The following is a 16,463-nucleotide window of genomic DNA, read 5'->3' on the forward strand; positions in this document are numbered from 1 at the left end:
AAGCGCCGGCCGTGGCCGGCGGGCCACAAGAAGGAAATATTAACCATATGATGAGGGTGCCACGGGGCAGCCATTTTGTTGACGGATCAAAGGGATGGTAGTGAGAGTGTGAACTGGTGAAAGACGTGGCAGAACGACCCTTGGGGACCCCTTTCGGGATGGGTCGGGACGTCCGGAGTTTGGGACCCAGAAGGGGCCTGGTGGGGATCGTGCGGTAGCGCATGGGGTCGATCGACAGGTATATTTTCCGCACGACGCTGGCGTCGTTTGCGCTGGTCCTGGTCAGCCTCACCGGCGTGATCTGGATTACGCAGGCGTTGCGCGGCATCGACCTGATGACGAGTCAGGGCCAGACCATCCTGACCTTCCTCGGCATCACCAGCCTGGTGATTCCGGCGCTGGTGCTGATCATCTCGCCGATCGCGCTGATGATCGCGATCTCGCACACGCTGAACAAGCTCGCGACCGATTCCGAGATCATCGTGATGAATGCTGCCGGCTTCTCACCGTTCCGGCTGTTCTATCCGTTCTTCTACGCCACCTGCGTGGTGGCTCTGCTGGTCGCCTTCATCGCCGCCTATCTCGCCCCCGACGGCATGCGGCGGATCAAGCAATGGGACGCCGAGATCACCGCCGACGTCCTCACCAACATTCTCCAGCCCGGCCGCTTCGCTCAGCTCGACCAGAACCTCACGATCCGGATTCGCGAGCGCCAGCCCGGCGGCATCATGGCCGGCATCTTCATTGACGACCGCCGCGATCCGAAGGAGCGCAACTCGATCGTCGCCGAGCGCGGCACGGTGGTGAAGAGCGGCGGCGAAACCATCTTGGTGCTGGAGGACGGCAACCTGCAACGCTTCGAGGCCGGCAAGCGCGATCCCGCGCTCGTCACCTTCGCCCGCCACGGCTTCGACATGTCGAAATTCTCCAACCAGGGGCGCGACGTCACGCTCGGGATTCGCGAACGCTATCTCTGGGAGCTGTTGTCCCCGCCCGAGGACGACCCCGTCTACATGGCGGTGCCCGGCCAATTCCGCTCGGAGCTGCATGACCGCATCATGGCGCCGATGTACCCCTTCGCCTTTGCGGCGCTGACATTCGCCTTCCTCGGCGCGCCGCGCACCACCCGTCAGAGCCGCAACTTCTCGATCGGCAGCTCGATCCTCGCCGTGTTCGGCCTGCGCATGGCTGGCTTTGCCTGCTCGGTGATGGCGGTGAAGTCGCCGGTAGCGCCCCTCGTGCAATATGCCATGCTGGCGGCCGCCATCGGCCTCGGCCTGTGGATGATCGTCGGCGGCGTGGTGGTCGAAGCGCCGCCTGCGCTGCTGGAAGCCATCAACAGATCCAATGCGCGTATTGCGCGGCTATTCCGACGTCCGGTCGCCGCATGAGCATGCTCACCAACACCCTCGGACGCTATTTCGCCGGCCGCTTCGTCGTCGCGGCGCTCGGCGTGTTCGCGAGCATTTTCCTGCTGCTGGTGCTGGTCGACTATATCGAAATGGTGCGCAAGACCTCTGGCCTTGCGTCCGCCTCCGCGATCATGGTGGCCGAGACCTCGCTGTTTCGCGTACCGCAGCTTCTGGAGAAGCTGACGCCATTCTGCATGCTGATCGGCGCCATGACCTGCTACCTCGCCCTGTCCCGCCGGCTCGAGCTCGTCGTAGCACGCGCCGCGGGCATTTCCGCCTGGCAGTTCATCTCCCCCGCCCTCGGCAGCGCGCTGCTGATCGGTGTGATCGCGACGGTTGCCTACAATCCGATGTCGGCGAACCTGCGCGAGCTTTCCAAGCGTATGGAAGCGGAGCTGTTTGGCTCGGCCCCTGGCGGCGGCATCCAGGACGCCTCCGGCTTCTGGCTCAACCAGGTCACCAGCGAAGGCCAGGTCATCATCAACGCAGCGCGCAGCGAACAGCAAGGCATCCGGCTGACCGGTCTGACGCTGTTCCGTTTTGATACGGAGTATCACTTCAAGGAGCGCATCGAAGCGCGCGAGGCAACGCTCGAGGATGGCCGCTGGGTGTTCAGGACCGTGCGCCGTTTCTCCCTGGATGCGCCCCCCATCGACCAGGACCGGTTGGAGATTCCCACGACGCTGACCGAAGCGCAGGTTCGCAACAGCTTTTCCACACCCGAAACTGTGTCCTTTTGGCAACTACCGAGTTACATCCGTTCGTCGGAAAGCTCGGGCTTCGCGACAGCCGGATATCGACTCCAGTACCATAAGCTTCTGGCGCAGCCGTTTCTGCTTGCAGCAATGGTGATGCTGGCGGCTTCCGTATCGTTGCGCTTCTTCCGGATGGGCGGCGTGCAGAAGATGGTTTTGAGTGGCGTGGGCGCAGGCTTTCTGCTCTACGTGCTGTCCAAAGTTACTGAGGATTTGAGCAAGGCTGAGTTGATGCATCCGATCGCTGCGGCGTGGCTGCCCGTTGTGGTGGGCGGCCTCACCGGCTTTTTGGCCTTGCTTTATCAGGAGGACGGATAGTGACTGCCGTCCGCCGAGGGCATGTGTCTCGTGTCGCGCGACGCACCGTGGTGCGCGCGAACGCATTCGGCTTGCCTGCCCGCAGCCTCCTGATCGCCTTCATTGCCGCGCTCGCGCTGGGTGGATTGCTCGATCTTGCAGCGACCGTGCCCGCGGCCGCGCAGAGCTTCAACTACAACCAGCTGCCGCCACGTCCGAAGCCGCCGAAGGCCGCCAACGACAACCAGATGCTCGTGCAGGCGACCGAGGTCGATTACGACTACAACAATTCGCGCGTCTCGGCGGTCGGCAACGTCCAGCTGTTCTACAACGGCACCAGCGTCGAGGCCGACAAGGTCATCTACGACCAGAAGACCAAGCGCCTTCATGCCGAAGGCAACATCCGCATGACGGATGCCGACGGCAAGATCACCTATGCCGAGATCATGGATCTGTCGGACGACTACCGCGACGGCTTCGTCGATTCGTTGCGTGTGGACACCGCCGACCAGACCCGCATGGCCGCGAGCCGCGCCGACCGCTCCAGCGGCAACTACACCGTGTTCGAGAACGGCGTCTACACCGCCTGTGCGCCGTGCAAGGACGATCCGAAGAAGCCGCCGCTGTGGCAGGTCAAGGGTGCCCGCATCATCCACGACCAGCAGGAGAAAATGCTGTACTTCGAGACGGCGCAGCTCGAATTCTTCGGCGTGCCGCTCGCCTACATGCCGTACTTCTCGACGCCCGACCCGACGGTGAAGCGCAAGACCGGCTTCCTGATGCCGGGCTTCACCTCCTACACCGCGTTCGGCTACGGCCTGGAGATCCCGTTCTACTGGGCGATCGCGCCCGACATGGATGCGACCTTCAGCCCGCGCGTCACCTCCAAGCAGGGCGTGCTGTTCCAGGCCGAATTCCGCCAGCGCCTGATCGACGGCGCCTACCAGATCCGCGTTTACGGCATCGATCAGCTCAACCCCAGCAATTTCGCCGGCCAGCCGGGTGACCGCCAGTTCCGCGGCGGCGTCGAGACCAAGGGCCAGTTCGCGCTGAACGACAAATGGGTCTGGGGCTGGGACGGCGTCCTGCTCTCCGACTACTACTTCATGTCGGACTACCGGCTGGCGCAGTACCGCGATCCCTTCTCCTCGTTCCTGAGCCTGCCGACGGAAGCGATCTCCCAGCTCTATCTGACGGGTGTCGGCAATCGCAGCTACTTCGACGCGCGCACGATGTATTTCCTGAGCTTCTCGGGCAACCAGGGCCAGGTGCCAGTCGTCTACCCCGTGATCGACTACTCGAATGTGCTCAACTATCCGATCTTCGGCGGTGAGGTCTCCTACAAGACCAATTTCATCAACCTGACGCGTAACGACGCCGTGTTCGATCCGATCACCACGGTCGCCAACACCAACGGCCTCTGCACCTCGACCTCGGCCGATACCGCCGCGCGCACGCCTTCGCAATGTCTGTTGCGCGGCTTCCCCGGCACCTACACGCGCCTGACTGCTGAAGCGCAGTGGCGGAAGTCCTTCACCGATCCCTTCGGTGAGATCTGGACCCCGTTCGCCATCCTGCGCGCGGATGCGATCAACTCCTCGGTCTCGAATCAGCCGGGCGTGTCGAACTACCTGCCGGTTGGCGACACCCAGGCGCTCCGCCTGATGCCGACGGTCGGCCTCGAGTACCGCTATCCCTTCATCAACGTTCAGCCGTGGGGCTCGACGGTTGTCGAGCCGATCGCGCAGGTCATCATCCGGCCGAACGAGACCTATGCCGGCAAGCTCCCCAACGAGGACGCGCAGAGCATGGTGTTCGATGCGAGCAATTTGTTCAGCGTCGACAAGTTCTCGGGCTACGATCGCGTCGAGGGCGGCGGCCGCGCCAATGTCGGCGTGCAGGCCACCACCCAGTTCGACAGGGGCGGCGCCGTCAAGGTGCTGTTCGGGCAGTCCTACCAGCTGTTCGGCATGAACTCCTTCGCTGTCCAGGATTCCACCAATACCGGTCTGGATTCAGGTCTCGACAAGCCGCGATCCGACTATGTCGCGAGCGTCGGCTATTCGCCGAACCGGACCTACACGTTCAGCGTCCGCGGCCGGTTCGACGAGCAGACCTGGAACGTGCAGCGCTTCGAGGCTGAGGGCCGCGCCAATTTCGACCGCTGGTCGGTCAGCATGATCTACGGCAACTACGCGCCGCAGCCGGAACTGGGTTACCTGACCCGCCGCGAGGGCATCCTCACCTCCGCCTCGGTGAAGGTCGCAGCCAATTGGGTGGTCCAGGGCTCGGCGCGCTGGGACCTCGAGGCCAACAAGCTCAATCAATACGTGGTCGGCGCCGGCTATGTCGACGATTGCTTCGTGCTGGCGGCTAACTATGTAACGTCCTATAGCTACTCGGCGGGCAGCACCCCGCCTGTTCTGAGCCACGCGTTCATGTTCCAGATCGGCCTGCGAACGCTGGCGAACTCCTCGGGAACCAGCAGCTCCGCCGGCTTGCAGTAGACAGATTTGACGCTGCGGGGCTTGTTCGGATCGCAAGTATGCGAGCGACGACATCCATGACGATCACTTTGCGAGTTCATCGCCTTCTCATCGCACTCGGCACGTCCCTGCTACTGATCGGCGGCGCGGCCCCGTCGCGGGCGCAGACCGTCGTCGTCATGGTCAATGGCGAGCCCATCACCGATTTCGACGTCGAACAGCGCAGCAAGCTCGACCTGCTGACGACCCAGAAGACACCGAGCCGGCAGGAAGTCCTCAACGAGCTGATCGACGAGAAGGTGAAGATCAAGGAAGGCAAGAAATACGGCGTCGAGCCTACCAGCTCCGATATCGACCAGTCCTTCTCCGGCATGGCGCAGCGCATGCGCATCACGACGGACCAGCTCGCGAAATCACTCGAGGTGAAGGGCGTGCGGCCGGAAACGTTGAAGAACCGCATGCGTGCCGAAATGGTCTGGACCAGCCTCGTTCGCGGTCGCTTCAAGGAACAGCTGCAGGTCGGCGAGCGCGACGTCGCGGCCGCCGTGCAGGCCCAGAATGGCGAAAAGCTGCAGGTCGAGGGTTTCGAATACAAGATGCAGCCGATCGTCCTCATCGTGCCGCGCGGCTCGTCGCAGGCAGCGACCGAGGCACGGCACAAGGAAGCCGAAATGTACCGCAGCCGGATCACGAGCTGCGATGAAGCCAATTCGCTGTTCCGCTCGACGCCCAACGCGGCGATCCGCGACAGCGTCACCAAGACCACCGCTGATCTCCCCGAGGCGCTTCGCAAGGTGCTCGACGACACGCCGGTTGGCCACCTCACCCCGCCGGAGACCACCAAGCAGGGGATCGAAATGGTCGTGCTGTGCGCGCGCAATCCGACCATGATCGACACGCCGAAGCGGCGCGAGGTCCGCGAGAAGATGTACGTCGAGAAGTACGAGAAGACCTCGAAGCGTTATCTGGCAGAAATCCGCAAAGCGGCGATGATCGAATATCGTTGATGGCAAGGCCCCTCGCACTGACCCTGGGCGAGCCTGCCGGCATCGGCCCCGACATCACGATCGCGACCTGGCTGCGCCGCAACGAGCTCGGGCTCCCCGCGTTCTACCTGCTCGGCGATGACGCGCTGATCGCGCGCCGCGCCAAGGCACTCGGCATCGATATCAAGATCGCGCGTGTTCGAGCCGAGGAGGCGGTCGCCGCCTTCCCCGACGCGCTGCCGGTGGCTGTTACCGGAGAGATCGCAACGGCCGAGCCGGGCCGGCCCGATGAGGGCAGCGCGCCCGCAGCGCTCGCCTCCATTCGCCAGGCCGTTGCCGACGTCCGCGCAGGCCGCGCCGGCGCCATCGTCACCAACCCGATCGCCAAGAGCGTGCTCTACCGCGCGGGTTTCCGCCATCCCGGTCACACCGAATTTCTCGCCGAGCTCGCCGAACAGGACGGACGCGTGCCGCAGCCGGTGATGATGCTGTGGTCGCCGCGACTTGCGGTGGTGCCGGTGACCATTCATCTTTCGCTGCGCGATGCGCTGGCGCAGCTCTCGCCCGAGCTCATCGTCTCGACAGTGCGCATCGTCGCGGCCGAGCTGAAATCCCGTTTCGGCATCAGCCGGCCGCGCATCGCGATCTCCGGTCTCAATCCGCATGCCGGCGAGGACGGCTCGCTCGGCCACGAGGAGCAGACCATCGTCACGCCGGCGATCAAGATCTTGCGCAACGACGGCATCGAGGCCAGAGGCCCCCTGCCCGCCGACACCATGTTCCACGACGCCGCGCGAGAAACCTACGACTGCGCGGTCTGCATGTATCACGACCAGGCGCTGATCCCGATCAAAACGCTCGCCTTCGACGACGCGGTCAACGTCACGCTCGGCCTGCCCTTCATCCGGACATCACCGGATCATGGCACGGCGTTCGATATCGCAGGCACCGGCAAGGCCAATCCAGCAAGCCTGATCGCGGCGCTGCAGCTCGCAAGCCGCATGGCCGCGCAACCGGCATGAGCGCGATCGACGACCTCCCGCCGCTTCGCGAGGTCATTCGACAGCATTCGCTATCGGCCCGCAAGTCGCTGGGCCAGAACTTCCTCCTCGACCTCAACCTGACGGCGCGCATCGCGCGTGCCGCCGCGCCGCTCGAGACTTCGACGATCGTCGAGATCGGTCCGGGCCCCGGCGGATTGACCCGTGCCCTGCTCGCGCTTGGTGCTGCGCGCGTCATCGCGATCGAGCATGACGAGCGCGCGATCCCTGCCTTGCAGGATATTTCAGCGCGCTATCCGGGGCGGCTCGAGATCGTGCATGGCGATGCCATGACCTTCGATCCGAGGCCGCTGCTCGCGGGTCACGCAGCAAAGATCGTCGCCAACCTGCCCTACAACATAGCTACCCAGCTCCTGATCGGATGGCTTACCAGCGAGCCATGGCCGCCGTGGTACGAGATGATGGTGCTGATGTTCCAGCGCGAAGTCGCCGAGCGGATCGTGGCGCGCGAGAACGAAGAGGCCTATGGCCGGCTCGGCGTGCTCGCCAACTGGCGTACCGAGACCAAGATCCTGTTCGACATCTCGCCTTCCGCCTTCGTGCCACCGCCGAAGGTCACCTCCTCCGTCGTGCGCCTCGTGCCGCGCGTGGCGCCTCTGCCTTGCGACCGACGGCTGCTCGAACAGGTCGCCGCCGCCGCCTTCGGCCAGCGCCGCAAGATGCTGCGCCAGAGCCTGAAATCAATTCAGGCCGATCCGGCACGCCTCGCCTCGGCCGCCGGCGTCGATGCGACGCGGCGCGCCGAGACCATTCCGGTCGCGGGCTTTGTTGCCATGGCGCGTGAATTGGCCGATATACGAAGCCAAACCTAAAGCACGATCCGATGATCGCGCTTTAGAGCATGATCCGGAAAAGTGTGAAGCGGTTTTCCGAAAGATCATGCTCAAACAACAACCCGAAGCGCGATGACGATTCATCCTGATCTCATCGCGCTTCAGCGAAAATTTCGGAGGAAGGAAAATGGCGTTGATGCGTCGACAGTCCCTCGTGAAGTTCGATGCGCCGCTGTGCGAGACCATCATCGACACGCCCAAGCCGCAAGGACGCGAGGTGCTGGTGCGCATCGAGCGCTGCGGCTTGTGCCATTCCGACCTGCACATCCAGGACGGCTATGCTGATCTCGGCGGCGGCAAGAAACTCGACACCACGCGCGGCATGACGCTGCCGTTCACGCTCGGCCACGAGATCGCAGGCGTTGTGGACGAGGTCGGCGGTGACGTGCCGGCTGGCCTCATCGGCGCCAAGAAGGCGGTCTTCCCATGGATCGGCTGCGGCCAGTGCCGCGACTGCGCCAATGGCGATGAGAATCTCTGCGCCAAGCAGCGCTTCCTCGGCGTCTCCATCGACGGCGGCTTTGCCAGCCACGTGCTGGTGCCCGATGCGAAGTACCTGCTCGACTACGATCCCCTGCCGGTCAACCAGGCCGCGACATTGATGTGCTCGGGCGTCACCGCCTACGGCGCGCTCAAGCGCCTCGTCGACCGTCCGCGCCAGCGCAACCTCTTGCTCATTGGTCTCGGCGGCGTCGGCATGATGGGCCTTTCGTTCGCGCAGGCCATGTTCAAGCAGCCGATCGCGGTTGCCGATCTCAGCCCAGCGGCGCGCGAGACCGCGCTGAAGAATGGCGCGGCGACCGCCTACGATCCGGCCGAGCCGGAGGTTATCAGGCGCATCCTGAAAGAGACCGAGGGCGGTTTCGACGAGGTCGTCGATTTCGCCGGCAACGAGAAGTCGATGGCGTTCGCCGTCTCCGTGCTCGCGCGCGGCGGCAAGGTCGTGGTCTCCGGCCTGATGGGCGGCCAGTTCACGCTGCCGATGGTGCAATGGGTGTACAAGCGCATGACCATCGAAGGCTTCATGGTGGGTACGCTCGCTGAGGCCCACGAGCTGATGGCGCTCGCCCGCGCCGGCAAGATCAGGCCGACGCCGATGCAGGAAGAGCCGATGGCCGATGCTCAGAAGTGGATCGACAGCCTGCGCGCCGGCAAGGTCGTGGGGCGCATCGTGCTGAAGAATTGATTGCGCCGGCGTTGAGGCCGCGCGCGGCCCACGCTATTTCAAGCTGACGAAGCGCGACGGTCCCGCGACCATGGTCTTCGCGAGGTCGACGACGAGCGGCGCCGCGTCGGGCAACGCGAGGTCGGCGCCACCAGCCGCGAGCAGACGCATGATCTCCCAATCCTGCCGCGCAAGCGCGTTTCGCAGCGGCTCGACGCGCTCCTTGTAGAATTGGAGGAACAGCGGCCGCGCCACCGGCTGCTTGCGGTGGTGACCCGGCACCACCGCATTGACGTCGATCAGCCCCGCCGCGAGCGCCCTGCGAAGGAGTTCGAGCGCCTGCGCGCTCGGAGGATTGGCCCCCTCGTCCCGATAACCTGCACTGCCGATGCAATCGAGAAATGCCCAGGCTTGCTCGGGTTCGAGCGGCTGAGACTGGGCCGCGCGTCTATCCACATCGGCGGTCCACTGAATGAGATCGCGCGCGAACGCGTCATCCCGTTGCTGTTGCTCGGCTTTGCGCGTTTCGTGCTCTGTGGCCCGGACGCGGGATTCAATGATCTCGGGCGCGAAACCGGAAAAAGCCGTCAACCCGACCAGAAGTAGCGCAAGTCCCGCACGCGGCGACGTGAGCGCAGTCGCGCGCCAGCAGAGAACGAGCACGGCGGCCGTTGACACAACAACCACGGCCAGCGCCGCGAGTGCAAGACGATCGAACTCAGCCCCCCTCTCGATCAAGAGATTGTCGAGCCGGAAACGGATCACGTTGAAGAGGCTCGCCGAGGCAACGAGCAATTGCACAACAGGAATAAGCCAGCGCATTCCCGTTTGGTCGGGGCAAACGATCGATCGGTTCAGCCAGGGAGCGCAAAGGCCATCGGTGCGCGCGGGCGCGCATGCAGACCTCCAGGCGACCGCGCCGCAGAACTCGGACGCGCCGGGTTCAGCTCGTTCGCCCCTGGCGCCCCATGAAGAGGCCATAGAGGAAGAGCAGGATCACTGCGCCGACGATGGCGCCGATGAAGCCCGCCGATTCGCCCGCCCGGTACCAGCCCACCGACTGGCCTAGGAACGTCGCGACGAACGCGCCGACGACTCCCAGGATCGTGGTCAGGATGAAGCCCTTCGGCTCATTGCCGCCCGGCATGATGAATTTGGCGATCACGCCGACGATAAAGCCAATGATGATAGTCCAAAGGATCCCCATCTCGTTGCTCCTGTCATGAGCCGGCACGCGCGGCGACCGCCATCCTGAAAGAGATCATACGGGAGCGCCTTTGACATAGATCAACATAGGGCGGCGTTCTCGGGCCGCCCTGATTGCACAAGACCGTCATTGGGTCGCGCGAGGGAGGTCAGCATGGCAATGCTGGGCGAGATCACCCACACCACCACCTACAAATATGCAAAGCCCGTTACGTTCGGGACGCATCGGGCGATGTTCTTGCCGAGGCGCGGTGCATCTGCCCGCCTGCTCGGTTGGTCGGCGAAAACCAGCCCGGTTTCGAAGATCCACTGGATTACCGATTCCCGCTCCAACACCGTTACGGTGATGGAGTTCGCAGAGCCGAGCAGCGAGCTGACCTTCACTTTCCAGGTGCGCGGCGTGTTCTTCGGCATCAAGGGCATTGAATCCTTTCCACTGGAGCCGCGGGCCGATGAAATCCCCGTGCAGTATTCGCCCGACGAGTGGACCGACCTCGCCGGTTACCTGCGTCCCCACGCCGACGACCTCGACGGCATCGTTGCAGCGTGGACGAAGGCCTTCGTCGCCGGCGATCAGGACCAGACGACAGACGTTTTGCACCGGATCTTGCGCACGTTTCGTGAGGGGTTCAGCTACCGCGCCCGAGAAACGCAAGGCACGCAATCCCCGAGCGAGACACTGCGTACGAAATCCGGCACATGCCGGGACTACGCCTGGCTGATGATCGAGGTGCTGCGCCGCCTCGGCCTCGCCTCGCGCTTCGTCAGCGGCTACCTTTACGACCAGGCGCTGGATGGCGGCGCCGTCGGAATGACTGGCTCCGGCGCCACGCATGCGTGGCTCCAGGTGTTTCTCCCCGGCGCCGGATGGCTGGACTACGACCCGACCAACCAGATCAATGCCGGCTTCGATCTCATCCCGGTCGCTGTCGCCCGGCATCCTGGCCAGGCCATACCGCTGGAGGGGTCCTGGTTCGGAGATGCAACGGACTATCAGGGCATGTGCATCAAGGTCGCGGTTCACAAGATCGGCGAGATCCGCGATCCCTCCGAGAGTTGAGCGGGCCTGGAGCTGATCAGTCGTCGGACCGTGGCGCATTTCTCGGAAGGATCAGCCGCACATACGTCCCTGCCCCCAGCTCGCTGTCCAGCGTGATGCGGCCGCCAAGGCGTTCGGTGACGACGCCATGGACGACGTGCAGTCCGAGCCCCGTCGCCCCATGGTGACGTCGCGTGGTGAAGAACGGATCGAAAGCGGAGAGCTTGACGTCCGGCGGCATTCCGCAACCGTCGTCGGACACGATGAGCTCGACCTGATCGTCACCCGCAGATCTCAGATCGACGCGGATCCGACCTCCGGCGCCATCCGGCCATGCATGGGTCATCGCATTCATGACCAGATGGGTCAGAACCTGCCCGAAGGGACCGGGATAGCTGTCCATTTCGAGAGCTCGTGCGAGCCGCAGATCAAGCGCGATACCGCGGCGATGACATTCGCGATCGAGATGCGACAGCAGTTGCTCCGACAACTCGGCAGCGTCGAAGCGGCGCAGCGCTGATTGACTTGGATCGAGCGCGACCTGCTTGAAGGACTGGATCCGCTCCGCCGCACGCGACAGGTTGGTGATGAGCTGGGTGGACGCATCGCCGGCGAGGCTGATGAACTCGTTGAGGCTCGAGCGTCGCACCTTGCCGCCCGCAACTTCCGAGGCGAAGGCCTCGGACTTGCGCTGAAGCGTCGAGGCGATCGTCAGGCTGCTGCCCACGGGACCGTTGATCTCATGCGCCACGCCGGCAACCATCCGACCGAGCGCCGCGAGCTTTTCGGCCTCCACCAGCGACTGCTGGGTCTCGCGCAAATGACGCAACGCGGTTTCAGCAGCATCTTTCGCCTTGCGCACCTCCGCCTCGGCACGCTTGCGTTCTGTGATTTCCTCGGCCGCGACGTTGACGGCGATGATCTCGCCGTTCGGCGCGCGCAAGGGATGCCAATAGGTCACCCAGTAGCGCTCCTCGGCCTGATCGGCGCGCTGGCCGGCGACCTCTATGCCGACCACCGGCTCTCCGGTTTCCATGATCGAGCGGACGATCTCCGCGACGGAATCCGCCAAGGCCGGAACGCAATCCCGCACGAAGCGGCCGAGATGGTTTTCGACCGAGATGCCGCAGATCTCGGTGAGCCGCTGGTTGATTTGCAGGTAACGGCAATCCGGGGAGAGGCAGGCAAGTCCAATCGGTGCAGTGTCGTAGATCGATTTCAGGCCTGGCTGCTCCGGAAACAGCAACACCTCGGATGCGAGCGCTGATTTTGACGCCTGTACCATGACCGCCTCGACATTGTTTTTGTAGGTTCGAGTCGCATCCTCTTTGGCTGAGCCGGGCCCCCTCGCTGATACCGTCCCAGGACGACACACAGCGTCTCTTCGGCTTCGGCAAAACCGCGGCATACTATCGAAATTCTGCAAAATTGAGATTTGCGGCCGTATCGCCTCAATGCGCGTGTCCGTCCCTGCCCGTCAGCCGCGCCAACTCGCGCGCCGTCTCCAGGATCATGTCGATCCGCTGCTGCAAGTCGGGGATGTTGACCTTGTCGGTGACACGGTAGGCATTGCCGATGCGCTCCACGTACCCCTGCTTGATCATCTCCTCGAGCCTGCGCAGCACGGTTGCGCGTGGCAGCTTCAGCGCGGCCGCTACCATGCTCGCCCGCACTGGCGAGCACATCGCGGTCCGCAGGAACAGGTAGATGCCGATCGTGCGGAAGGTGGCGCTGTCGTTCTGCCTGACGAAGTCGGCGCCGTAGTCGTCGTTGAGACTGCGGATCAGGCCGAGATAGAGCCGGCTCAGCAGCATGCGCTCCCGCGCCATCGCGATGCGGGCCGGCGGCTGGACGGTGTCGAGCAGGACGAACTCCTCGCCCGCGACCGACCACTTTTCGGCGGAACTGCTCTTGTCGGAATGGTCGTGGAAAAGGGCCATGGCCGTGATCCATCAAACGACACCCCGGACCAAGCTTATCGCCTTGGCGGCTCGCTCGGATAGGCAAATTTGCGTCAGGGAACCCGAACTTCGAGAGCGTGAACCCGGGCGGCTGGATGCTCTGGGACGCAGACCCCGATCAAACAATAGTCCCGAGAATCGTTCATTTTCGCGGCGGAACGAACGCTGCGCAGGCCCGATTTAAGCCTCATCCTCTCCGGATTTGCGGCTCATTGCCACCCAACTCTTTGACGAGAAGGAGGACAGTGACGCGTTGCGTAAGGCGTAGCCGGGAGACCAGGATGGGCAACCGAACCGCGAAATTCATATCTGCTCTGTTTGCGAGCGTACTCGCCGGCATACCTTTGAGTGCGGAATCGCAGAACGCGACGAGCGCCCCGGCCGCGGCAGACGCGCAGGATGCGTCGCAAAATTCTTCAAACGCCACCGACGATTGCCTTCGCGCCCCGAAGGGCTCAGCGCCCGAGGGGCAGCACTGGTACTATCGCGTCGAACGCGGCACCAAGCGGCAGTGCTGGTATCTGCGCGAGGAAGGCGCGAAAACGGCCCAGAGCGCGCAGGCGACGCAAAGCGCGCCGGCGACGCAGAGCGCGCCGGCCGCACCGGCGACCTCACCTGCGCAGAAGGCCGACAAACCCGCGCCGCGCTCGGTGCAGGACGCGCACGCCGAACTCACGGCACAGACCGCTGCTGCTGCAACACCCGACACGACCGCATCGATCCCGGCGCCGAGCGCACCCAGCACCCCGCCCACAACGCTTCAGCGTCCGGTCACGGTGGCCGATGCCGGTGCAGGCCAGCCGACCGTCGATGCGCGCTGGCCCGACCCGAGCGCGGCCCCCCCGCCTGCTCCGCAAGCCGCGCCCGCGCCGAAACTCGCCGATGCGCGGCCCGCGCCCAAACCGCAGGTTTCGCCTCCAGCCGGCACGATGACGCTCGCCTCGGCCGATGCCCCGGCCGAGAAGCCGACTGGTTCGCTCCAGACTCTGCTGCTCGTCATCGGCGGCGCGCTGGCGCTCGCCGGCATCACCGGCAGCGTCATCTATCGCTTCGCCGGCTCGCGCAGGCGCGTCCAGCCTGAAGGCGGACGCCGCCGTGTCAACTGGGAGCCCGCGCACGACGACAGGAGCCGCGCGCCGTGGATCGATGCGACCGCAACTGCCGCCCCACGCGTGCAGCGGCCGCGCCCTGTAGATTTCGGCGCCGCGCTGGCCACGGCGGCCAACGCCAATGGCAAGACCGCCAATGGCAAGACCTACGGCGCGTCCACACCGCACGTGGAGCAACCTCTCGAGGATGCAACGACCGAGTTCGAAGAGCTGGTCCCTGAGGACCTGGACCGCAAGGACCTGCACATCGCACCGGCGGCGGAAACCGCCGAGCCGCATGTCCCAGCCGTCGATGCAGATGCGGATGACAGCGACAACAGCGATGCCGACGCGGTCGATATCGATGCGATCACCGCGATCCTGGAACGTTTGGCGAAGGAAGGTCCGCGGCTGGCGCCGTCTAGCCCTGAAGCTGACCTTGCAGACCTCGTACAAAGCCAACGACGCCAATCCGCCGCTCGCGCTTGAGGCGCTCGGCCTTCAGGATCGACTGCACCTCGGAGAAGGCCTCATCGACGTCGTGGTTGATGACGATGTAATCGTACTCGGCCCAGTGGCTCATCTCGTGGCTGGCGCGGCTCATCCGCTTGCGGATCACCTCGTCGGAATCCTGCGCGCGCGAGCGCAGGCGCTTCTCCAGATCGGCGGCCGACGGCGGCAGGATGAAGACGCTGACGACGTCGGCGCGCGCCTTCTCACGTAATTGCTGCGTGCCCTGCCAGTCGATGTCGAACAGCACGTCCTGCCCCGCCGACAGCGCCGCCTCGACCGGTGCGCGCGGCGTGCCGTAGCGGTTGTCGAACACGGTTGCCCATTCCAAGAGCTCGTCGCCCTTCACCATCGCCTCGAAGCTCGGCTTGTCGACGAACAGGTAGTCACGGCCATCGACCTCGCCGGGCCGCTTCGCGCGCGTGGTCGCGGAGACTGACATCTTCAGTCCAGGCATCCGCTCGATCAACAGGCGCGACAGCGTCGTCTTGCCCGCGCCGGAGGGTGAGGACAACACGAACATCAGTCCGCGCCGCTCGACACCATCAGTTCCGTGACCGCCCGTCGTCATCGATCACTCCAGATTCTGGACCTGCTCGCGGAACTGTTCGACCACATTCTTCAAGGCGAGCCCCGTGTTGGTCAGCTCGATGTCGTTCGACTTCGAGCAGCAGGTATTGACCTCGCGGTGAAACTCCTGCGCCAGGAAATCCAGCTTGCGCCCGATCGGGCCGCCCTTGCCGATCAACTCGCGCGCCTGTGCGATGTGGGAGGCGATGCGGTCGAGCTCCTCGCGGATGTCGGCCTTGGTTGCGATCAGGATCGCTTCCTGCATCAAACGATCGGAATCGAAGCGATCGGAGGTGTCGAGCAGCGTCGCGATCTGCTCGGCGAGTTTTGCCTTGATCGCCTCCGGCTTGCGGCCGGGCGCGGCTTCCGCCTTCTTCGCGAGCGCTTCGATCTCGTCCACGCGCTGTGTCAGGATCTGGCCAAGCGAGGTGCCCTCGCGCTTGCGCATGTCGACGAGCTCGGCGAGCGCCTTGTCGAAGGCTTCGGCCGCGGCGGTGCGCGCCGCCTTGTCCTCTTCCTCGTTGCCTTCTGGCTCGGCGACCTCGATGACGCCCTTGATGGCCAAAAGGCCGTCGATGCTCGGCGCCACCGCGTCGACCTTGCCGGCGATCTGCGAGGCCGCCTTCAGCACGGCCGAGAGCACGTCCTCATTGATCCGCACGGTCGCCACGGCGTTCGCGCGCTTGACGTTGAGATTGGCGTAGACCGTGCCGCGCGACAAAACCTCCCCGGCGCGTTTCTTGGCGTGGGCCTCGAGCTCGTCAAAGCCCTGCGGCAGCCGCACGCGCAGGTCAAAGCCCTTGGCATTGACCGACTTCAATTCCCATTCGAACGTATACGGCCCGCTTGCACCGTGGCTTCGGGCAAAGCCGGTCATGGACGACAGCGCCATCGAGTGAACTTCTCCGCACAGATGAGATTCGCAAAGGCCATCAAGGCACGCGAATCTTAAGACCATTTTGCCGCAAAGTGGAATCCGTAACCACCGCAGGTCGGGGTTGCGGCCTAAAGCGTGATGAGATCAGGATGAATCGTCATCGCGCCTTAGGTTGTTGTTTGAGCATGATCTTTTCGGAAAACCGTTCCACACTTTG

15 protein-coding genes are annotated in these 16,463 nt (G+C 64.3%); 9 read left to right on the forward strand and 6 right to left on the reverse strand.

Annotated features, from left to right (window positions below; translation table 11 throughout):
• The first annotated feature begins 221 nt into the window (after positions 1-221).
• The 7 genes from lptF (at position 222) to SO180_RS09585 (ending at position 9,016) form a co-directional block, all read left to right on the forward strand.
• On the forward strand, positions 222-1,391 hold the full coding sequence (gene lptF / locus SO180_RS09555) for an LPS export ABC transporter permease LptF (RefSeq protein WP_449378554.1): 1,170 nt from the start codon (positions 222-224) through the stop codon (positions 1,389-1,391).
• Complete coding sequence (gene lptG, locus SO180_RS09560; RefSeq protein ID WP_449378630.1) at positions 1,388-2,485, forward strand: LPS export ABC transporter permease LptG; 1,098 nt, start codon at positions 1,388-1,390, stop codon at positions 2,483-2,485. Before lptF ends, lptG begins: the two co-directional genes overlap by 4 nt.
• Positions 2,485-4,971, forward strand: coding sequence for an LPS-assembly protein LptD (locus SO180_RS09565; RefSeq protein ID WP_449378555.1), 2,487 nt, complete (start codon positions 2,485-2,487; stop codon positions 4,969-4,971). Before lptG ends, SO180_RS09565 begins: the two co-directional genes overlap by 1 nt.
• A 56-nt stretch (positions 4,972-5,027) precedes the next feature.
• Positions 5,028-5,957, forward strand: coding sequence for a SurA N-terminal domain-containing protein (locus SO180_RS09570; protein ID WP_449378556.1), 930 nt, complete (start codon positions 5,028-5,030; stop codon positions 5,955-5,957).
• Positions 5,957-6,958, forward strand: a complete 1,002-nt coding sequence (gene pdxA, locus SO180_RS09575; protein ID WP_449378557.1) for a 4-hydroxythreonine-4-phosphate dehydrogenase PdxA — start codon at positions 5,957-5,959, stop codon at positions 6,956-6,958. The genes SO180_RS09570 and pdxA overlap by 1 nt, the downstream gene beginning before the upstream one ends.
• On the forward strand, positions 6,955-7,809 hold the full coding sequence (rsmA, locus tag SO180_RS09580; RefSeq protein WP_449378558.1) for a 16S rRNA (adenine(1518)-N(6)/adenine(1519)-N(6))-dimethyltransferase RsmA: 855 nt from the start codon (positions 6,955-6,957) through the stop codon (positions 7,807-7,809). Before pdxA ends, rsmA begins: the two co-directional genes overlap by 4 nt.
• 148 nt (positions 7,810-7,957) lie before the next feature.
• The gene (locus tag SO180_RS09585) at positions 7,958-9,016 is read left to right on the forward strand and encodes an alcohol dehydrogenase (RefSeq protein WP_449378559.1); all 1,059 of its coding nucleotides are present in this window, start codon (positions 7,958-7,960) and stop codon (positions 9,014-9,016) included.
• A 33-nt stretch (positions 9,017-9,049) separates the two neighbouring features.
• On the opposite strand, the gene SO180_RS09590 is transcribed toward SO180_RS09585, so the two are convergent.
• Entirely contained in the window at positions 9,050-9,817 is a 768-nt protein-coding gene (locus SO180_RS09590; RefSeq protein ID WP_449378560.1) for a hypothetical protein, read from the reverse strand.
• 121 nt (positions 9,818-9,938) lie between these two features.
• The gene (locus tag SO180_RS09595; protein WP_449378561.1) at positions 9,939-10,202 is read right to left on the reverse strand and encodes a GlsB/YeaQ/YmgE family stress response membrane protein; all 264 of its coding nucleotides are present in this window, start codon (positions 10,200-10,202) and stop codon (positions 9,939-9,941) included.
• A gap of 153 nt (positions 10,203-10,355) precedes the next feature.
• Between SO180_RS09595 and SO180_RS09600 the strand changes: the two genes are divergently transcribed.
• Positions 10,356-11,261 (forward strand): transglutaminase family protein, encoded by a 906-nt coding sequence (locus tag SO180_RS09600; protein ID WP_449378562.1) that lies wholly within the window; start codon positions 10,356-10,358, stop codon positions 11,259-11,261.
• Positions 11,262-11,277: 16 nt separating this feature from the next.
• Here SO180_RS09600 and SO180_RS09605 read toward each other — a convergent pair whose 3' ends face one another.
• The gene (locus SO180_RS09605; protein ID WP_449378563.1) at positions 11,278-12,525 is read right to left on the reverse strand and encodes a sensor histidine kinase; all 1,248 of its coding nucleotides are present in this window, start codon (positions 12,523-12,525) and stop codon (positions 11,278-11,280) included.
• Positions 12,526-12,691: 166 nt separating this feature from the next.
• Positions 12,692-13,180 carry a helix-turn-helix domain-containing protein gene (locus tag SO180_RS09610; RefSeq protein ID WP_449378564.1) on the reverse strand — a complete coding sequence of 163 codons (489 nt, stop codon included), beginning with the start codon at positions 13,178-13,180 and terminating at the stop codon, positions 12,692-12,694.
• Between the two features lie 302 nt (positions 13,181-13,482).
• Here SO180_RS09610 and SO180_RS09615 point away from each other — a divergent pair, with 302 nt between their 5' ends.
• Positions 13,483-14,778: a hypothetical protein gene (locus SO180_RS09615; protein ID WP_449378565.1), complete on the forward strand. Its 1,296-nt coding sequence runs from the start codon at positions 13,483-13,485 to the stop codon at positions 14,776-14,778.
• Here SO180_RS09615 and gmk read toward each other — a convergent pair.
• Both gmk and SO180_RS09625 read right to left on the reverse strand, forming a co-directional pair.
• A complete protein-coding gene (gene gmk, locus SO180_RS09620) occupies positions 14,711-15,370 on the reverse strand; it encodes a guanylate kinase (RefSeq protein ID WP_449378566.1) in 660 nt (219 codons plus the stop codon). The two genes, SO180_RS09615 and gmk, sit on opposite strands and share 68 nt — an antisense overlap.
• 3 nt (positions 15,371-15,373) lie before the next feature.
• Positions 15,374-16,261: a YicC/YloC family endoribonuclease gene (locus tag SO180_RS09625; protein WP_449378567.1), complete on the reverse strand. Its 888-nt coding sequence runs from the start codon at positions 16,259-16,261 to the stop codon at positions 15,374-15,376.
• Between the last annotated feature and the right edge of the window lie 202 nt (positions 16,262-16,463).

Source organism: Bradyrhizobium sp. UFLA05-112, assembly GCF_053572325.1.